At 44.2% G+C, this 18,131-nt stretch carries 19 protein-coding genes; 2 read left to right on the forward strand and 17 right to left on the reverse strand.

Annotated features, from left to right (window positions below; genetic code table 11):
* Positions 1 to 11: 11 nt before the first annotated feature.
* From WCV65_RS10845 to WCV65_RS10870, 6 genes are all read right to left on the reverse strand, one after another.
* Positions 12 to 869, reverse strand: a complete 858-nt coding sequence (locus WCV65_RS10845) for a MurR/RpiR family transcriptional regulator (RefSeq protein WP_338776377.1) — start codon at positions 867 to 869, stop codon at positions 12 to 14.
* Positions 866 to 1,789: an N-acetylmuramic acid 6-phosphate etherase gene (murQ, locus tag WCV65_RS10850; RefSeq protein ID WP_035411448.1), complete on the reverse strand. Its 924-nt coding sequence runs from the start codon at positions 1,787 to 1,789 to the stop codon at positions 866 to 868. The genes WCV65_RS10845 and murQ overlap by 4 nt, the downstream gene beginning before the upstream one ends.
* Positions 1,790 to 2,027: 238 nt before the next feature.
* Positions 2,028 to 3,764: a Xaa-Pro dipeptidyl-peptidase gene (locus WCV65_RS10855; protein ID WP_338782258.1), complete on the reverse strand. Its 1,737-nt coding sequence runs from the start codon at positions 3,762 to 3,764 to the stop codon at positions 2,028 to 2,030.
* Between the two features lie 229 nt (positions 3,765 to 3,993).
* Positions 3,994 to 4,938, reverse strand: a complete 945-nt coding sequence (locus WCV65_RS10860; protein ID WP_338776382.1) for a methyltransferase domain-containing protein — start codon at positions 4,936 to 4,938, stop codon at positions 3,994 to 3,996.
* Between the two features lie 52 nt (positions 4,939 to 4,990).
* The gene (locus tag WCV65_RS10865; protein ID WP_338776384.1) at positions 4,991 to 5,251 is read right to left on the reverse strand and encodes a DUF1292 domain-containing protein; all 261 of its coding nucleotides are present in this window, start codon (positions 5,249 to 5,251) and stop codon (positions 4,991 to 4,993) included.
* Positions 5,252 to 5,280: 29 nt separating this feature from the next.
* Positions 5,281 to 5,655: a nucleotide excision repair endonuclease gene (locus tag WCV65_RS10870; RefSeq protein WP_035411437.1), complete on the reverse strand. Its 375-nt coding sequence runs from the start codon at positions 5,653 to 5,655 to the stop codon at positions 5,281 to 5,283.
* A gap of 268 nt (positions 5,656 to 5,923) precedes the next feature.
* Here WCV65_RS10870 and WCV65_RS10875 point away from each other — a divergent pair, with 268 nt between their 5' ends.
* Positions 5,924 to 6,418: a fasciclin domain-containing protein gene (locus WCV65_RS10875; RefSeq protein WP_338776387.1), complete on the forward strand. Its 495-nt coding sequence runs from the start codon at positions 5,924 to 5,926 to the stop codon at positions 6,416 to 6,418.
* Between the two features lie 176 nt (positions 6,419 to 6,594).
* On the opposite strand, the gene modB is transcribed toward WCV65_RS10875, so the two are convergent.
* The 11 genes from modB to WCV65_RS10930 all read right to left on the reverse strand — a co-directional run bounded on the left by modB (position 6,595) and on the right by WCV65_RS10930 (position 14,856).
* Positions 6,595 to 7,260 carry a molybdate ABC transporter permease subunit gene (gene modB / locus WCV65_RS10880; RefSeq protein WP_035411434.1) on the reverse strand — a complete coding sequence of 222 codons (666 nt, stop codon included), beginning with the start codon at positions 7,258 to 7,260 and terminating at the stop codon, positions 6,595 to 6,597.
* A complete protein-coding gene (gene modA / locus WCV65_RS10885; protein WP_035411431.1) occupies positions 7,260 to 8,030 on the reverse strand; it encodes a molybdate ABC transporter substrate-binding protein in 771 nt (256 codons plus the stop codon). Before modA ends, modB begins: the two co-directional genes overlap by 1 nt.
* A 32-nt stretch (positions 8,031 to 8,062) precedes the next feature.
* Positions 8,063 to 8,296 (reverse strand): molybdopterin converting factor subunit 1, encoded by a 234-nt coding sequence (gene moaD, locus WCV65_RS10890; protein ID WP_338776391.1) that lies wholly within the window; start codon positions 8,294 to 8,296, stop codon positions 8,063 to 8,065.
* Complete coding sequence (locus WCV65_RS10895) at positions 8,293 to 8,766, reverse strand: molybdenum cofactor biosynthesis protein MoaE (RefSeq protein WP_338776392.1); 474 nt, start codon at positions 8,764 to 8,766, stop codon at positions 8,293 to 8,295. Before WCV65_RS10895 ends, moaD begins: the two co-directional genes overlap by 4 nt.
* Positions 8,747 to 9,277 (reverse strand): molybdopterin-guanine dinucleotide biosynthesis protein B, encoded by a 531-nt coding sequence (gene mobB / locus WCV65_RS10900; RefSeq protein ID WP_338776393.1) that lies wholly within the window; start codon positions 9,275 to 9,277, stop codon positions 8,747 to 8,749. The genes WCV65_RS10895 and mobB overlap by 20 nt, the downstream gene beginning before the upstream one ends.
* The gene (glp, locus tag WCV65_RS10905) at positions 9,247 to 10,530 is read right to left on the reverse strand and encodes a gephyrin-like molybdotransferase Glp (RefSeq protein ID WP_338776394.1); all 1,284 of its coding nucleotides are present in this window, start codon (positions 10,528 to 10,530) and stop codon (positions 9,247 to 9,249) included. Before glp ends, mobB begins: the two co-directional genes overlap by 31 nt.
* 11 nt (positions 10,531 to 10,541) lie before the next feature.
* Positions 10,542 to 11,558, reverse strand: a complete 1,017-nt coding sequence (locus WCV65_RS10910) for a MoeB/ThiF family adenylyltransferase (protein WP_338776395.1) — start codon at positions 11,556 to 11,558, stop codon at positions 10,542 to 10,544.
* Between the two features lie 75 nt (positions 11,559 to 11,633).
* Positions 11,634 to 12,437 carry a formate/nitrite transporter family protein gene (locus WCV65_RS10915; protein ID WP_338776397.1) on the reverse strand — a complete coding sequence of 268 codons (804 nt, stop codon included), beginning with the start codon at positions 12,435 to 12,437 and terminating at the stop codon, positions 11,634 to 11,636.
* 222 nt (positions 12,438 to 12,659) lie between these two features.
* On the reverse strand, positions 12,660 to 13,670 hold the full coding sequence (gene moaA, locus WCV65_RS10920) for a GTP 3',8-cyclase MoaA (RefSeq protein WP_338782260.1): 1,011 nt from the start codon (positions 13,668 to 13,670) through the stop codon (positions 12,660 to 12,662).
* A gap of 22 nt (positions 13,671 to 13,692) precedes the next feature.
* On the reverse strand, positions 13,693 to 14,493 hold the full coding sequence (fdhD, locus tag WCV65_RS10925) for a formate dehydrogenase accessory sulfurtransferase FdhD (RefSeq protein WP_035411407.1): 801 nt from the start codon (positions 14,491 to 14,493) through the stop codon (positions 13,693 to 13,695).
* An 18-nt stretch (positions 14,494 to 14,511) separates the two neighbouring features.
* Positions 14,512 to 14,856, reverse strand: coding sequence for a DUF2294 domain-containing protein (locus WCV65_RS10930; protein WP_338776400.1), 345 nt, complete (start codon positions 14,854 to 14,856; stop codon positions 14,512 to 14,514).
* A 331-nt stretch (positions 14,857 to 15,187) separates the two neighbouring features.
* Here WCV65_RS10930 and fdhF point away from each other — a divergent pair, with 331 nt between their 5' ends.
* The gene (gene fdhF, locus WCV65_RS10935; RefSeq protein WP_338776402.1) at positions 15,188 to 18,130 is read left to right on the forward strand and encodes a formate dehydrogenase subunit alpha; all 2,943 of its coding nucleotides are present in this window, start codon (positions 15,188 to 15,190) and stop codon (positions 18,128 to 18,130) included.
* Position 18,131 lies beyond the last annotated feature (1 nt).

Here is an 18,131-nt window from a genome sequence, read left to right on the forward strand (position 1 = left end):
ATGAAGTTGTTCTATTTTTCTTTTTTGGTAATTGAACGAATGGCTTCTCTCGTATGATCAATATACTGAACTGTTTCACCGTATTGATTGGCTGCCATCCCTAAAAAGAGGACATCAATCAAGTAGAGCTGGGACAGCCTTGAGGAAGTTGCTGCACTTCTAAAAGGTGCTTCGTTCGAACTCGATGTATAAAGGCATACATCGCATAATGCTGTCATTCTGGATTGGCCGAAGTGTGTAAGGCCAATCGTCCTCACCCCCTTTTCATTCGCGAGTTTTAAGATTCGCAGAATTTCAGATGTTTCTCCTGAATAAGAAACCGCAAATACCACATCGTTCTGATCCGCATTGGCAATCAAAGTGGCAACTAAATGCAAATCTGCAAAGGCGGTGGCATTTTTATTGATCCTAAGCAGTTTTTGCTGGGCATCCGCAGCTACAATCCCTGAGGCTCCCACTCCATAAAAATGGACAGTTTTCGCTTCTGTCAGGAGCTGAACTGCTTTCTCCAGCTCATCGTAATTCAGAATTTCAGACGTATCCGTAATCGCCTGAATGCTGTTGCTTGCTGTTTTCATGGCGATTGAATAGAGCGGCTCCTCCGGTTCAATATCACGGTAGCCCTGCTCGACAGGCTTCAGAAGATCTCCAGCAATTCGAAGCTTTAAATCCTGGAAGCCTTTTAATCCGAGCGATTTGCATAATCTCACGACAGCAGCCCCGCTCGCATTTGATGAAACACTGATTTGGCTTACGGTACTGTTTACGGCTTCATGCGGATTGTCGAGGATATATTGTGCGATCTTCCTCTCCGATTCCGGAAGACGTTCAATCGTTTGCTGAATAATGGATAAACCGCCTTTCGTCATGAAGAAAGATCCTTTTCAGCAAATGCTGTAATTGCTTTTCTGGCGTTTCCTCCTGAGAGATCCAGCAGCTTCTGTGCCGATTCAGCATCTGAATTGGTTTTAATCATCACAATCGCCTTTTTGACTTGCAGATCGGCTGATTCAAGCATTGATTTTGCCGTTTCGTAGGGCACCGAGGTGACGGTTTCAATAATTGAAATCGCTCTCTCTTTAAGCTTGTGATTGCTCACGTTCACATCGACCATCAGGTTTTCGTACACCTTCCCGATTCTGATCATTGAAGCGGTAGAAATCATATTCAAGATCATTTTGTGTGCAGTCGCTGCTTTTAGCCTTGTTGATCCAGTCAGCACTTCGGGTCCGACAATCACTTCAATCCGATGCTCAGCATATCCGCTAATGAAAGCGTCTTCATTGCAAGATAGCGCAATCGTATGGGCACCCGTTTCGCTGGCATATTCAAGAGCACCGGCTACATATGGCGTTCTCCCGCTTGCTGCGATGCCAATAACGGTATCCGCTGCTGTGAGATTAAGAGACATAAGATCCTTTCTTCCTTCTTCCGGAGAATCCTCTGCACCCTCCACTGCCTTCAGAAAAGCTCCTTCCCCGCCTGCCATCACAGCCCTTACCTGTTCTGGTGATGTACGGAACGTTGGCGGACATTCAACCGCATCAAGAATTCCTAGCCTTCCGCTTGTTCCAGCTCCGGTGTAAATCAGCCTTCCCCCCTTTAAAAAGGAATCCACTGCACACTCTACTGCTTTGCTGATCTCAGGTAGAACGTTTTCGACGGCTTCTGCAACCTTCTTATCCTCAGCATTCATGATTTTTAATACATCTGCTGTATTCGCAGTATCAATATTCATCGAAAGCTCATTGCGTTTTTCAGTCGTTAGTTGTCTTAAAGGCTTTTCCATCGAACTTGTTACCTCCTGATTTGAACCGTTAGTATTCTCAATATTCATTTCCTATCATGATTATACGCTGATTTAAATATTTATTTCAATTATATTTTAGTTAAAGTGAAATTTTGTTTTAGTTTTGGTATATTAGCTTTCAAAACATTGGACAATTGACACTTTTTATCCTTATCAAAAAAGCATAAAGGACCGGCATTGGAGTTATATGCACCCTTTGCCAGTCCTTTCGCCGAAATTACAATCCTGTTCCCCCTTTTTTAACTGGTAAAATCAGATGGCTCTTAGACATATTCACTTCAAATTTCGTGCCTGCTTTTGGTCTGATTGTATATTCATAATCACTAGAGAGAATGACAATGCCTAGCTTATGCCCCTTTTCAAATACATAATCATCAGGCTGCATGCTCCAGCTGAATGAATAGGATTTTCCAGGAATCAAAGACTTGGATTTTGAGGAGGATTGAACGTTCTGCGGATCCATCCATCCTCTTGTTACGATATTTGCCTGATTGTCAGGTCCATAATCCACTAGTAAAGCAGTGAGGTTCGCAGCAGGCTTACTTAGCGATGCTTGAATCGTAATCTTCGGTGTACCGCTGATCCGCAGCGGTTTATTCAGCTCCCCCGTCATAAAAGCAAGCCGGTTTTCATTTTCCTCATTTGGATTTTCAGCAAGTTCATCTGCTTTTTTCATCGCGTCATCCAAAAATGTTTGAATGGAATTCTCGTTTTTAGATGTCTGTAATCCAATCAATCCTGCACCTTCAGCTTGTTTTGAAAAATACAGCTTCGTGTCTGAGGTGTTCTTTGCAGGCCATTTGGATTCGGTATGCCAGCTCTTGTCCTCGCGCTGAATATCAACCATCGGCTGTTTCATCACATCATTTTTTACATCATAAAGCCAATAATCAAACCATTTGTTAAGTGTTGTGAGCCATTCATCTTTTCTAAAGGAATAAGGATTAGCATGGCCTCCCTGATGGAGCCATAGCTTTCTCGGAACATGGTAAGTGCCGAGCGCTTGCCACCACTGGGCAAACTGCTTCGTTTTAACGTTCCAGTCATTTAATCCGTGCACGACGAGGACACTCGCTCTCACGTTGTGAGCTTTGCTTGCATAATCACGCGCTTTCCAAAACGCATTATAATCTCCCGATTCCCGGTCCTGCCCTTCTGTAAGCTCTTCCATTACAGGACGGCAAACCTCTGGATCCTCTCTGGTCAAAATAGCCTCTGCCATATTGTCTGTATCTTCACCCTGATAGCCTCCAGGAGCGGTTACCGCGCCATTGCTGCGGTAATAATCATACCAGCTGGAAATCGCTGCAACAGGAACAATCGTTTTAAGTCCTTTAACACCTGTTGCGGCCACTGGATTTGGAAGAGTTCCATTATAGGAAACACCCGTCATTCCGACTTTCCCTGTAGTCCAGTCGGCATTGATTTTATTTCCTTTGGCATCAAAAGCATCTGCGGTTCCATTCAGCCAGTCAATGACCGCCTTGGTGCCAAGGACCTCCCGATAATCCCCAGTTGAAGGGCAGCCTGTAGACTGACCTGTCCCAATGCTTTCCGCCAAAATGACCGCATATCCTCTTGGAACAAAATAATTGTCATAATAGCCCGGAAAATCAGCAGCTTTTGGTGCTTCCAATTTTGACATCCCGCCGCTCTTTTTCCCTGCATTCAGCTCATGGTCCACGTCATAGACAGGCACATCGTTCAAACCTGCCCTGTAAGGGCTCATTTCAAAAATGACCGGTACCTTCAGTCCTTTTTCTGTTTCCTTAGGACGGATAATATCAGCATGGACTCTGTCCCTTTTTCCATCTTTGTCACTGTCAAGCGGAACCTCGACGAAAACAGTTTCCGTAATGGCCTCTTCCATAGAAAAAATCGGCTGAGTCATCCCATCCCTCACCAAAACGTTTTGAACGCCTCCATTGCCAGGCGGGCTAGCACCCATTAGCATAGAAACAGATAGTACTGAACAGCCAAGAATACGAATTGCTTTTTTCAACCCCTCATCTCTCCCTCCTATATCTACCAGTGGCTATTATTCTACTAAACCGGCATTGAAAAATTTGTAGGATTTTGAAGATACATGAGGAGTCAGAACTAAAGTCGCAGAGGATATATTAAGTTTCATTCTTTTGAACTAAATCCCGAAAAAAAAACAGCTGCATATTTTGCAACTGTTTCTATCTGCAAACCAGAATCTCTCTGGAAAACCGGCTCTTCACCGCCAGACCGCGATCCACAATCTCTAAACCTGCTTCTTTTATATAATCATCGATCGGATCAATTGTAACAAACACACATTTATCTGCAATCCGCTTCGCATTCTTAATGATTGAAATCTGGTCTTCCACTGTAATATGTGTATAAAGATTATAAGGAAGATCAATAATCGCTACATCATAGTGGTCTGATGCTTCTTCAATCGGGCCGATGGTTACATCTGCTTCAAATCCGAAGTGGGCAATATTTTCTCTGGCACCTGTAACAGCCAAGGGATTAATGTCTCTGCCCGTGATATGCACACCCATGGATAGAGCCTCTATCAGTACATTCCCGATTCCGCAGCATGGATCAATAACCGAAAGCCCTTCAGGATCCGGGACCGCAATGTTTACGAGAGCTCTTGCAACTCTCGTACTTAGAGCGGTGGAGTATTGACGGGGCTTTTTAAGATGCTTCAGCCACATAGCCTCACTGCGCTCATACGTCCCAAAATACCACCTGTCTCCAATAGCAGCAAGTCCGTATGTATGATCGGGCTTGCGTACATCCGCCTCGGCATCAATACTGTGACCGAGATCATACTCGATATTTCTTCGCTTTTCGTAATCAATCGGCATACCGCCGGCGAGCAGGCTCTGTTTTACACAGATTATTTTAAATGTTTCTTCCCCAAGCTTGATTGCCTGAATTTGTTCTTTAATTTCCTCGAGTGATTTCCCCTCGTATAAAACATCAATCTTTTCCCTGATAAAAGGACTTCTTCCTATTGAAATATTTCGATTGCTTTTAAATAAGTGCCCTGGGACTTCCTCACCGAAAAGCGATCTCAATTCCAGCATGCACAGCGATTCTTCTTCACGGCTATATGTATAAGTGTAGACATAGGTTTCAGTTGTTTCCAATGCATCTCATCCTTTAATTGATAAAAGAGGGGTTGCCCCCTCTTTTAAGATGTTATCCTATTTGGCTTTCAAACGCAGATGTTACGACTTCGAATTCCTCGTCGCTTTCGATCTCGGACAGTTCCCCATCTTCTTCTACTCTCAAAAAGAACAATTCGATTTCTTCAGTCGTTTCTTTTTCAATTTCTTCAGAAAAACTGACAGCTGCGTATTGTTTTCCTTCGATTTCGGCTGTTGCAAGCACCTCTAGCTCCTGGTCCTCGCCGTTCTCATCCTCCAACAGCAAAACATCTCCAACTTCAATCTTATCCATGGGCTTTCCTCCTAAAAATGGCTGCGATTTTAATTAAAGAAAACCTTATCTACGTTGTATTTTGCCTTTTCCTTGTTGATGGCATACGTCTCATAGATCTCGCGCTCAACCGGATCCTCTACATAGCAGATTGCAATTTCAGCAATCTCGTCACGGTGATCCTTAACAGCTGAAACGTTGTCTTCAAAATGTTTTTTGATGCGCAGTCTTAGCTTTCTTGCTTTACCGACGAATAGCAATTCATCATTCAGGTTGTAAAACATGAAAACTCCGCCTTTGTCCCTTGGGATTTTAAGGTAGTCGGTAAACCCATATTTGCTGATAATGTCTATTTCTCCGGGATTTCCTTTTTGATCATTTTTTCTTAACACCAAGTCTGGTGATGGCATACTGATTTTTATCATCGTAATTCACTTCCTGCTTCTGTTGAATAGTTTGTTTCTTTAACTTTTGTATTATCTCATAACATCCGCTACTTATCCACTCCCTTACCAGCAAGCGTACTTGAATCCGATTAGAAAAGATTGCACGAAAAAAAGCATGTCAAAAATCCTTTTAATCAATTGGAATAAAAATAACGAAATGATAAATAATACTTTTGGTGCTTACAATTCGATAGGTCGAGGGTAAGTTCTCTACAAGCTAAAGTTTATGATAAAAGGAGGATTTCAAATGAAAAAGAAGATAATTATTGGGTTTTTTCTGACTTTTATAATGGCCCTTTCATGCTCGCCCGGCATTTTAGCGCTAGAGAATACAAAAGGGAATAAGGATATTGTTGATACGGCAGCAGAAGCAGGAGAATTTAAAATACTTGCTGCCGCCCTTGAAAAAGCAGGATTGGTTGAAACGCTTAAAGGTACTGGTCCGTATACTGTATTTGCTCCAACAGATCAGGCGTTTGAAAAGCTGCTGAAGGATTTGAACATTACTGCAGAAGAACTATTAAACAGAAAAGACTTAAAAGATATTCTGCTTTATCATGTCGTTCAAGGAAAAGTATTGTCGAGTGACCTCAAAAACGGAATGAAGGTAAAAACCCTTGCAGGCAAAGACGTAACGATATCGCTTGATCCTGTAAAGGTGAATAATGCCACTGTTGTAAATCCGGATGTAGAGGCATCTAATGGGGTTATTCACGTAATCGATACAGTACTGGTGCCTTAAAGCCAGAAGAACTATATATGAAAATGAGTACGATCAGAGAGCATTTTTTCTTAAAGAAAAGGTGCTCTTTTTTTGTTGGCTCCAATTCCAATTAGAACTTACCAACACGTGTTTAAGGCTCTTACCCGTAGCACAGCAGACCGGTATGCCAAGAGCACCCTGCTGAAATCAGCCAATTAGCGGATTCTGCTTCTGGTAATGGATACAGCTGTCAGCATAAAAAAAGAGATTCCAATAATAGAGAGCACCCACATCCAGGCGAGCTCCATATCTCCTGAGTCAATTGCCATATAGATAGCAGTCGGGACGGTTTGTGTCTTTCCCGGAATATTACCTGCAAACATTAAGGTTGCTCCAAATTCACCCAGAGCTCTCGCAAAGCTTAGTAATAAGCCAGTTACAATCGAGCCTGCTGCCAAAGGAAGGGAGATATGCAAAAGCACCCTGCCTTGGCTGGCACCATCCACTTTCGCCGCGTCCTCAATATCCGGATCAATTGATTCCAGTCCTGTTTTAGCAGACTGGTACATGAGAGGAAATGCCACAACTGCGGAAGCAATCACTCCTGCCCACCAAGTAAACATAATAGGAGAACCGAATAAGGAAATAATTGCTTGTCCAACCGGGCTTCTGCTGCCAAAAATAACAATCAGCAGAAAGCCAACTACAGATGGCGGAAGAACGAGCGGAAGCAATAGGAGGGTTTCGATGATGACCTTTCCTCGAAAGAATTTCCTTGCCATTATGACGGCGGCAAGTATTCCTGTAAAACCAACAAATAAAGTTGAGATAAGGGCGATCTCAATAGAAAGGCGGATTGGTTCCCAAAAAGAACTGTCCATTACGTTTGCTCAGCCTTCAAAAATCCATATTTTTGAAAGGTTTTCATTGCTTGCTTGCTTGTCAGATACGTATAAAGCTTCTCCGCTTCTTCTGGATGGCGGGTTTCTTTCAAAATTCCAAGCGGATAAATGATGGCAGAATGGGATCCCTCAGGAGGAACGGCTGCGACCTTCACATTTTTAGATGCAGAAGCATCCGTTTTATAAACGATCCCCGCCTCCGCATTTCCTGTTTCAACATAATTTAAGACTTGTCTCACATCTTTACCGTAAACAACTTTTTCTTTGAGGCTGTCCCATAGATCGAGATTTGATAAGGTTTCTTTCGCATAGTGTCCGGCAGGTACAGATTCCGGTGTTCCCATAGCAAAAGTTCCTTTTAACTGATCCAGATTTTGGAATGCACCGATTTTAGAATCCTTGCTCGTGATGAGGACAATTTCGTTTCCAACTAAGTCGGTTGCATGCTGTTTATCGATTTTCCCTTCCTCTTGCAGCACATCGAACTTATCTTCAGCAGCTGAAAAAAACAAGTCGGCAGGGGCACCCTGAGAAATCTGCTGCTGGAGCGCTCCCGACCCGCCATAATTAAAGGAAACCTGAATGCTTGGATGCTTCTTATTGAAATCCTTTTGAAGCTCGGTCAGGACATCCTTTAAACTGGCTGCTGCGGAAACCGTCAATTCAGTTTTGCCTTTTTCAGCAGAAGAAGAGCATCCGCTCAACGCAATTATGGCCGCCATTGATGCCATCAGCATGAATGTTTTCATATGTATTCACCCTTGTCTTTTATCTAAAGTTGTCAGCCACCGCTAACTGGCGGAATAAAAGCGACTGTGTCCCGTGTTTTCACAATCTCATCATCTGGAACAAAACTTTCATTGATTGCTGCCATGGCATGCTGAAATGAGGATCCTGGATACTCGGATTCCAGTACTTTCTTTAAATCACTTACCGAAATATTCGATTTTTCCACTTCAACCTGTTCCTTGCCTATGCTTTCTCTATTTGCTGCAAACAGTAAAACCTTAATCATAAAGCGTTTCCTCCCTCCGGCGGCTTTCCCTCTGAATATGCCTGTTTTTCAAGCTGGTCCCCGACCCACATCGTCCCGTCTTCCCAGAATTCTTTCTTCCAAATCGGCACAATCTGTTTAATCCGCTCAATGGCATATTCATTTGCTGTGTATGCTGTTATTCTGTGCGGGGAGGAAACAGCAATAACCACCGCAATATCTGAGATTTCAAGGCGCCCGATCCGGTGAGTAATCGCAATTTTGGCATCCGGCCATTTTTGAATGACTTCCTCGCCTATCTGCGATAGCATTTTGACAGCCATCGGTTCGTATGCCTGATACTCAAGATGAAGTGTTCTTTTCCCATTGGTTAGCTCTCGGACCGTTCCAATAAAAGTTGTGATTGCGCCAGCTTCTCTTCTTGCGACCTTTTGAATCAATTCCTCTGTTTTAATCTGTTCTTCCGTTAAGCTAAATAACGTCTCTTCCATTTTGTTTGGCCACTTCTTTCATTAAAAAATCAAGATACAATTCTTCTTCATCTATGAAAAAATGCTTTACCCCGGGAAAATGCTCTTTTTGAATGGAGCGGTTTGAAATGACACACATGATGCCCTGGAGTTCATGAAAAAGAGGGAAATCCTTCTCTTTGCTCATTAATAGAACCTTTGGAAACGGCTCTTTTTTATAGCCTTCAATGAATAATACATCCAGATCAAAAAAAGAATAAAGCTCAATCAATCTATCTAGTCTATGATTTTCTAGTCTTACAGATAGCTGAAGAGTTCCTTCACCCTCGGCACCTGATACAATGGCACCAGCTTTAAAATGCTCGGTGCTGTCTTTTAGAGGAAGATCCGGGGTTCCACCGTGTCCATGATGCTTAAGTGAACCGGCTGCGAGCCCTAGGTCTGCCGCCCGGGCTATCAGCTTTTTCATTAGTGTCGTTTTTCCGCTGTTCTGATAGCCTGTTATCTGTAGGATGGCACAATGTTTTCCCATGGCCATTCACTCCCCGACACATCATTTAATAAAAGAGCATCCACGAGCATGCCCTTTTCATAGCCTCTCGTTCCCCCCGGAAGTAAAATAAACGCATCTGCATCAGCCAGAGAGGAAACCGCGCTGGATTTGTTGAATCCGGATGGTGTGACGGAAATCCGTCCATCCTCTTCAAAATCAATGCGCCCGCGTACAAAGCGCATGAAAGGATTCGCTTTTTTGAAATCGGCTCCTAAAACCGCCTTTACTTTCTTAAGGTGGGGCTGCTTATTTCCCTGCGATTTTCTGATGACTGGTCGGGCAAAAAGCTCGAATCCAACATAGCAGGCTGACGGATTACCGGACAGACCAAATAGAAGCTTCCCGTTGACCTCCGCTACCGTTGTTACACTGCCCGGCCTCATGGCGACCTTGTTAAAAAGGACAGCGGCATTAAGTTTTTCATAAATGGCTGGAAGGTAATCATAATCCCCTACTGACACTCCGCCTGTGGTGATCAGTAAATCCACCTGCTCCATCGCTTTTTGGATGGTTTTATAGCAGGAATCAAAATCATCTTTAAGCTTTCCAAAATAAAGAGCTTCTGCGCCAGCCCTTTCAATTTGTGAAAGAATCATATAAGCATTGCTGTTGCGGATTTTCCCGGGCTCAAGCGCTTCCTCCACTTCCAGCAGCTCACTTCCTGTAGCAATAACCCCAATTACCGGTTTTACGGATACAGGAACTTGATGATAGCCAAACGCAGCAAGCAAGGCTGATATCCCGGCATTAATTACCGTTCCTTTTTTGACCAGAACCGTTCCTTCCTGTGTATCCTCACCCTTGAAGGATACATTGTCACCTTTATTATAGGCACGGTTCAGTTCAATAAGTTTCTTTCCCTCTTTCGTATGTTCTTTGACTAATTCAAGCATGACAACCGCATCGAATCCTTTCGGTATGGCAGCTCCCGTCATGATCCTGACCGCTTCAAAAGGCTCTGCCGGTTTTGTATGCAGCGAACCTGCACCAATCTCGCCGGCAACCTGAAGCATTACCCTTTTTTTTCCTAGGGTATCCTCTGATCTGATCGCAAAACCATCGTAGGGGGAGCGGTCAAAGGCCGGAATATCATGGTCTGCAATCAAATCCACCGCCAGAAACCGGCCGTATGCCTGTTGGAGCGGAACCGATTCAATCTTTCCGGTTCCCGCAAACTTCATTACTCTATTTACTGCATCCCCTACAGGAATCGGGGTTCGTTTTTCAATCATCACGGATCCTCCTAACCAAGGATTTGATAATACAATTTTTTCGCTTCCTGTATACTGTTTGTCCCATGTATGAAGACACGGCCATCCTGGAATATCACCAGTCTGTGCCCTTGTAGCGTGCAGGATAATAGGAACGGATTCCGTTCAATCTTTCCATGAACACTCAGCCGTTTTTCAAGCTCATCGAGGTTATGATAAATGGGTTCTGGCGGACGGATCTGAACCGTATTCCTTCCGCACAGCAATTCTGATTTGGTCTGATTCTCAAATTTTAAATGCGGGTATGAAGGATTTGATCCGCAGGTCGGGCAATTCTCTTTCTTTACTTTATCAAATTTAATGGAAAAATGCTGATTATTCCATAAATCAAAACTGATAAACGTCTCTCTTAGATGATCCATATCTTCTACTAGGATCTTCATGGCTTCGGCTGTCTGGTAGGCTGCCGTGATTTGTACTGCAGGGCTGATAATCCCGACTGTGTCACACGTTGCTCCTGATGGAGGCATCCGCTCCAGCAAACATTTAAGACATGGGGTTTTTCCGGGAAGAATGGTGCAGGTCACGCCATAACTCCCAACACAGGAACCATAAATCCATGGAATACGGAACTTATGGGATAAATCATTTAACACGAAACGGATATCAAAGTTATCAGCCGCATCAATGATCAAATCAATGTCATGAAGCAGCGGTTCCAAATTTCCAGGTGCAGCATCTTCTACATATGCTTCTACATGAACATCAGTGTTGATCCGGGCCAGCCTGTTTTTTGCCGCAAGGGCCTTTGGCATCTTTTCTCTGGCATCCTTTTCCTCATACAGCTGCTGGCGCTGAAGATTACTCCATTCCACATAATCACGATCAATTAATGTAAGCTTCCCGATACCTGCTCTGGTAAGCATTTCAGCCGCTGCACTTCCGAGAGCTCCGGTTCCAACAATCAGCACATGCTTCTTGCTGATCTGATCCTGTCCTTGTTTTCCTATAGGTGCGAACAAATGCTGTCTTGAATAGCGATCGTCCACGTTCCATGCCCCCCTTTTGCTTTTTAAATTGAAAACGAGGACCGACTAGTCTCCTAGTCAGTCCTGTTTTTTTTCTTATGAGGCCTTTCTTGATGGAACCGATGAATCCATTTTTTGCTTGTAATAAGCCGTAAAGTAAGCCATTCCTACAAATACAGCACCGCCTATTATATTCCCTATTAAAGTAGGAACAAAATTACTGAAGTAATCCATCCAAGTAAAGTGTCCTGCGAATATAGCAGCCGGAATCAGGAACATATTCGCGACAACGTGCTGAAAGCCGATGGCAACAAAGGCCATGATTGGAAACCAGATTCCTAAAATTTTTCCCCCGACGTCCTCTGCTCCTGTTGACAGCCAGATAGCCAGACATACAAGCCAGTTGCATCCAATGGCGGAAACGAGGGTTTGACCAAAGGATTCATCAAGTTTCGCTCCGGCAATCGCTATGGTTTTGTCCAAAAAGGGCCCAGCCTCTGTTAATCCGACAACGTGCCCAAAAAAGTAGGCAACAAATAAGGCGCCGAGAAAATTGGCGAGGATAACCAAAATCCAATTCAAACCAAGGTCCTTCAAGGAAACCTTTTTCGCGTAAAACGCCATGGATACAGACATGATGTTCCCTGTGATTAGTTCCCCGCCGGCAAGGACAATCAGCATCAAACCTACCGGGAAAACAGCTCCTCCGAGCAAGGACGCAAAGCTTCCCCATTCAGCCGGAAGATTTCCGATTACACGGATATCGAGCAGAAACCCAAATGAGATAAAAGCTCCCCCGAGAAATCCAAGAATCCATAATACGGGCATTGGCAGCCTGGTTTTGTTAACCCCTGCTTCAATCGTTTTTTCTGCAATCTGCTGCGGCTTAAGATATGCCATTCTACTCTCTCCCATCTTCAAATAAAAAGGCAGCACTCATATAGCCCGTTCAAAGAAGGGGCTTTAAGAATGCTGCCAAATCCTGCTGCAATCCCATACAGCAAAATCATTCATCATTTTTCCCATAATAAAAAATATGCAGGTCTTGCATATCTTCCATTATTGCTCAAACAATCATATCCTATCAAAAAAATGATGAGAAAGCTATACAGCATTATTCAGTCAGCCGCCAATATGGGACATTTCTACTTTTGATCCGGAGGTTTTTCCCTCCCTGCGTTCATCCGAATACCGGTCTTTCCGGTGATTCCAAAGGGAGGAAAGGATATCGAGAAGCTCCTGGTCACTTTTTTCTGACCTCAGCTGATTTCGCAGATCAAACCCGTCCGCCGCAAAAAGACACGTATAGAGTTTCCCTTCAGCAGATACTCTCGCTCTCGAACAGGCAGAGCAAAATGAATCTGTAACCGACGAGATCACACCGATTTCCTGTCCATCGTCCAAGTACCGGTATCGAGTTGCCACTTCCCCTGTATAATTCGGTGAAAGAGGCTCGATCGGCATGACTTGTCCGATTCTATTCAGAATCTCCTGCTTGGAGTAAACCTCGTCCATTTTCCAGCCGTTCGTATTTCCCACATCCATATATTCGATAAACCGCAGAATGTGCTGCTTTTCTTTAAAATATCTTGCCATGGGAATGATATCCTGGTCGTTCTTCCCTTTTTGTACAACCATGTTAATTTTCACTTGAAGGCCTGCATCTGCTGCAGCCTCAATACCCTCCAGTACCCTTTTTACACTGCTTCTATTCCCGTTTAAGCTGCTGAATCTTTCTTCATCAAGTGAATCAAGGCTTACTGTCACCCGGTGCAAACCAGCTTGCTTTAATGCTCCAGCCTGCTTTTTCAAGAGAGATCCATTTGTAGTAATCGCGATGTCCTTTATCCCGTCAATGACTGCAAGACGTTCGATCAGCCCGGGAAGATTTTTTCTTAAAAGCGGTTCGCCGCCTGTTATTCTGACTTTCTCCACTCCAAGCGAAGCGAAAAGCTTTGTCAACCGCTCCATTTCGTCAAAGGATAAGATATGATCCGAGGATAAAAACGAATAATCCGGACCGAATATTTCTTCAGGCATGCAATACCTGCACCGAAAATTGCAGCGGTCCGTTACAGAAAGGCGCAAATCCCGGAGCGGACGCTGAAGTGTATCGGTTACACTGTTTTTCATAGCTGTTCCCTCTCCTTCCAAGTCATTGTTCATCCAGCTTGATCCGTTCAGGGTGCGTATAGATATTCATTGACTCATTTCGGATAAAGCCTGCTGCCGTAATGCCCAGTTCATCAGCAAGCTTTAGCGCAAGCTCTGTCGGTGCTGATTTGGAGAGAACCATCTCACAGCCGATTTTTGCAACCTTCAGCAGAATTTCTGAAGAGATGCGGCCGCTGAATACAATGATCTTGTCTTCAATCGATATTTTGTTTTTCAAGCAATAACCATATATTTTATCAAGGGCATTATGACGCCCGATATCCATTCTGCTTAAAATCATTCCATTTACATCACATAATGCAGCATTATGCACCCCGCCTGTATTTTGGAATGTCTGAGCAGATTTCTGCATGTCTTCCATCAGTCTGAAACAATCTGCTGGGGTTACTTTTACCCGGACTCCGTCCATTTTTTTGGCGGTAAGTGCGTCGTTGACAAAGACAAATCCCTGTCTGCTCATCCCGCAGCAGGAAGTAATATAGCGCTTACTTTGAAAATTTTCATAATAGGGATTGATATGGTCTGTTTTCACATGAACATACCCTTCTTTTTCCTGCATCCAAATCTCTTTAATGTCATCATACTTGCGAATTACACCCTCAGATGCCAAAAAACCGGCAACCATGTCTTCCACGTATTCCGGAGTGCAGACCATTGTCACAAGTTCTTTTCCATTCACTTTCACCGTTACTGGAAATTCGGTAACCACTGTATCCTCCAGGCACTCTGATCTGCCATTTGAAACCCGGATAATCTCTCTTTTTATCTGGATTGGCTCCAATAGGAAACCCTCCTTGGTTTACATAATATTCTTATCAAAAACAAATACAGATACTGCCATATTTTCTTCCACTTTTATGTCGGAGAATAAATGCACAAGCTTTGCCCCCATTAGTTCTTCCATCCCTTCAGGAGGACTTGCTGAATATACATCCTGAATCATTTTTGTTCTGGCTGCATGAATCATGTCCTTGCCTTCCTGTGTTTTGGATAGAAACAGTTCGGTTGGAGTCAGATTTCCATAAAGGGTTGAAACCGCCATGTTCTCTACAAAAACGGTGTGAATCCGTTCAGGCCCCTTCCCGAATAATTCCTTGCGAAGCTTTCTGATCATATCGTTAAATTCATGAATGACATTTGGCATGAATCCATCTCCTCTATTTCTCTAGCAAACTTTATCAATTGGTCTATCATAAATCAAAGATTCAAAAAATAAAAGAGCCTTGCATTGGAGCCCCCGATTGTTTCAAGGTGTATTGTATCTTTTGAAAAATGGGTCTATAATAGCCATATTGATGGAGATGCAGTAGTGCGCTGCTGTGTTTTTATCGCCTATGATAACGAAATGGCTTGGACTGGTTCTTTAGCAAGATCTGCTAATAAATTATTCCACCATGTATTGTGTGCTGTCCAATAATTGGACTCATGCAATCATGGTGGTTTTTTTATGTCCAAATTCAGGAAGGGGCAAAATAATGAGTGATTCGAAGATTAGCGTGAAAATTAATGGAAGCGAATACGAAGCCAATCCGGGGACTTCCATTCTTGAAATCTTAAACGAACAGCAGATTCAGCATCCGCAGATTTGCTATGTGCCTGAAGTGGATCCAATCCAGACGTGTGATACGTGCATCGTGGAAGTGGACGGCCAGCTTGTCCGGTCATGTGCAACCTGTGCATCTGACGGTATGAATATTGAATTGGATTCAAGTGCAGCAAAGTCAGCCCAGACAGAAGCGATGGACCGTATTCTAGAAAATCACCTGCTCTACTGCACCGTATGCGATAACAACAACGGAAATTGCAAGCTGCATAACACGGCTGAATTCATGGAAATCGAGCATCAAAAATATCCGTATACACCTAAAGTCGATCTGGATGACGTGGATATGTCCCATCCATTTTACCGCTATGATGCCAACCAATGCATCGCCTGCGGACAGTGTGTCGAAGTGTGTCAAAATCTGCAGGTGAATGAGACCCTCTCCATTGACTGGGAGGCAGACCGTCCCCGCGTCATTTGGGATGATGGTGCAGCCATCAATGATTCATCCTGCGTCAGCTGCGGACAATGTGTAACAGTCTGTCCATGTAATGCGCTCATGGAAAAATCAATGCTCGGCGAAGCCGGTTTCATGACAGGACTTAAAAGCGATATGCTCAGTCCTATGATTGATCTCGTAAAAGAGGTTGAGCCCGGATACAGCGGAATTTTCGCTATTTCGGAAGCAGAAGCTGCGATGAGAGACACTCGCACAAAGAAAACCAAAACGGTCTGCACCTTCTGCGGAGTCGGCTGTGCATTTGAAGTTTGGACGAAGGACCGTAAAATACTCAAGGTGCAGCCCGTTGATGATGCACCGGTTAATGCCATTTCTACTTGTGTCAAAGGGAAATTCGGATGGGATTTCGTGAACTCCGAAGAGCGTATTACGAAACCGCTTATCCGAAAAAACGGCGCGTTCGTAGAAGCAAGCTGGAAGGAAGCCCTTGACCTCGTCGCAAGCAGACTTGGAACGATTAAAGAAAAGCACGGGGAAGGCTCCGTAGGTCTGATTTCATCTTCCAAAATTACGAACGAAGAAAACTACGTAATCCAGAAACTTGCCCGTCAGGTTTTTGAAACGAACAACGTGGACAACTGCTCCCGCTACTGCCAATCCCCTGCCACAGACGGATTATTCCGTACAGTAGGAATGGGCGGAGACGCAGGTACCATCAAGGATATTGCGAAAGCAGGCCTCGTCATCATCGTCGGCGCCAATCCGGCTGAAGGACATCCGGTTCTTGCAACACGGGTTAAACGCGCCCATAAACTTCATGGCCAGAAGCTAATCGTTTCTGACCTGCGGAAAAACGAGATGGCTGAACGATCCGATTTGTTTATCAGCCCGAAACAAGGAACGGATCAAGTGTGGATTATGGCGGTAACGAAATACATGATGGATCAAGGCTGGCACGATCAGCGCTTTATTGATGAAAATGTGAATTTCTTTGATGAGTACAAGGAAGTACTTGAACGTTACACGCTTGAGTATGCTGAGAAATGGACGGGCATTACGAAGGAACAGATGATTGAAATTGCCGAAATGATTCGCGATGCTGACGGCACATGCGTGCTTTGGGGAATGGGCGTCACACAAAATACCGGCGGTTCCCATACTTCTGCTGCTATCTCCAATCTATTGCTTGCAACAGGAAATTATCGCCGTCCTGGTGCCGGCGCCTACCCTCTTCGCGGACATAACAACGTTCAAGGCGCTTGTGACATGGGTACGCTGCCAGGCTGGCTTCCAGGCTATCAGCACGTAACCGATGAAGCTGCCCGCGCAAAATTTGAAGAAGCGTACGGTGTGAAAATCAGCAGTACCCCTGGATTGAATAACATTGAAATGCTGGGGTCCATTGGTGCCGGCAAAATGAAAGCTATGTACTTGGTCGGAGAAGATATGGCACTGGTAGATGCCGATTCCAATCATGTTGATGAAATTCTTTCAAGCCTTGAGTTCTTTGTTGTTCAGGACATCTTCCTTTCCAGAACAGCCCAATACGCAGATGTTGTTCTGCCTGCGGCGCCTTCTTTAGAGAAAGATGGAACGTTCACCAACACGGAGCGTAGGGTTCAAAGATTGTATCAAGCCCTGCCAACACTTGGCGACTCCAAGCCGGATTGGTGGATTGTCCAAGAAATTGCCAACCGTCTAGGCGCAAACTGGAATTACACGCACCCAAGCGATATTTTCGCTGAAATGGCTTCCCTGTCTCCATTGTTCGGCGATGCAAGCTACGAAGTGCTTGAAGGCTGGAACAGCTTCCTGTGGGGCAGCTTTGATGGGAAAAGTACGCCGCTTCTTTATACAGACGGCTTCAACTTCCCGGACAAAAAAGCGCGGTTTGCCCTTTCTGACTGGGTGACACCTGCTGAGTTCCCTGATGAGTATGACTTGAATATCAACAATGGCCGGATGCTCGAGCATTTCCATGAAGGAAATATGACGAACAAATCCAAAGGAATTCAAGCTAAGGTTCCGCAGGTATTTGTAGAGGTCTCTTCTGCCCTAGCTAAAGAGCGCGGAGTGGAGGATGGTTCAGTGGTTCGCCTCGTTTCTCCATTTGGAGCCGTAAAATTGAGTGTCCTGATCACGGATCGGGTTAAAGGAAAAGAAATCTACCTTCCGATGAATTCAGTCGATAAAGAGACAGCAGTCAACTTCTTAACAGGGCCGATTTATGATACAGAAACCAATACGCCTGCCTATAAACAGACAAAAGTAAGGATGGAAGTGCTGGGAGAAAAACGCGAGATGCCATTGCCAAGCACAAATCCAAGAAATAAAAAACGCTATCCTCAAAACGGAGTTGAAGCAGAACGAAAATGGGCTCGCCCAGGCTATGTTCATCTGACTACGGACAAATAAG

Origin of the sequence: Metabacillus sp. FJAT-52054 (assembly GCF_037201815.1) — a bacterium.
In the GTDB taxonomy this organism is placed as follows: domain Bacteria; phylum Bacillota; class Bacilli; order Bacillales; family Bacillaceae; genus Metabacillus_B; species Metabacillus_B sediminis.

Excerpts from the sequence above, each read along its gene's own strand:
- WCV65_RS10845 (WP_338776377.1), bottom strand. The coding sequence starts at position 869 with ATGACGAAAGGCGGTTTATCCATTATTCAGCAAACGATTGAACGTCTT.
- murQ (WP_035411448.1), bottom strand. The coding sequence starts at position 1,789 with ATGGAAAAGCCTTTAAGACAACTAACGACTGAAAAACGCAATGAGCTT.
- WCV65_RS10855 (WP_338782258.1), bottom strand. The coding sequence starts at position 3,764 with ATGCTAATGGGTGCTAGCCCGCCTGGCAATGGAGGCGTTCAAAACGTT.
- WCV65_RS10865 (WP_338776384.1), bottom strand. The coding sequence starts at position 5,251 with ATGGATAAGATTGAAGTTGGAGATGTTTTGCTGTTGGAGGATGAGAAC.
- WCV65_RS10870 (WP_035411437.1), bottom strand. The coding sequence starts at position 5,655 with ATGATAAAAATCAGTATGCCATCACCAGACTTGGTGTTAAGAAAAAAT.
- WCV65_RS10875 (WP_338776387.1), top strand. The coding sequence starts at position 5,924 with ATGAAAAAGAAGATAATTATTGGGTTTTTTCTGACTTTTATAATGGCC.
- modB (WP_035411434.1), bottom strand. The coding sequence starts at position 7,260 with ATGGACAGTTCTTTTTGGGAACCAATCCGCCTTTCTATTGAGATCGCC.
- modA (WP_035411431.1), bottom strand. The coding sequence starts at position 8,030 with ATGAAAACATTCATGCTGATGGCATCAATGGCGGCCATAATTGCGTTG.
- moaD (WP_338776391.1), bottom strand. The coding sequence starts at position 8,296 with ATGATTAAGGTTTTACTGTTTGCAGCAAATAGAGAAAGCATAGGCAAG.
- WCV65_RS10895 (WP_338776392.1), bottom strand. The coding sequence starts at position 8,766 with ATGGAAGAGACGTTATTTAGCTTAACGGAAGAACAGATTAAAACAGAG.
- mobB (WP_338776393.1), bottom strand. The coding sequence starts at position 9,277 with ATGGGAAAACATTGTGCCATCCTACAGATAACAGGCTATCAGAACAGC.
- glp (WP_338776394.1), bottom strand. The coding sequence starts at position 10,530 with ATGATTGAAAAACGAACCCCGATTCCTGTAGGGGATGCAGTAAATAGA.
- WCV65_RS10915 (WP_338776397.1), bottom strand. The coding sequence starts at position 12,437 with ATGGCATATCTTAAGCCGCAGCAGATTGCAGAAAAAACGATTGAAGCA.
- moaA (WP_338782260.1), bottom strand. The coding sequence starts at position 13,670 with ATGAAAAACAGTGTAACCGATACACTTCAGCGTCCGCTCCGGGATTTG.
- WCV65_RS10930 (WP_338776400.1), bottom strand. The coding sequence starts at position 14,856 with ATGCCAAATGTCATTCATGAATTTAACGATATGATCAGAAAGCTTCGC.
- fdhF (WP_338776402.1), top strand. The coding sequence starts at position 15,188 with ATGAGTGATTCGAAGATTAGCGTGAAAATTAATGGAAGCGAATACGAA.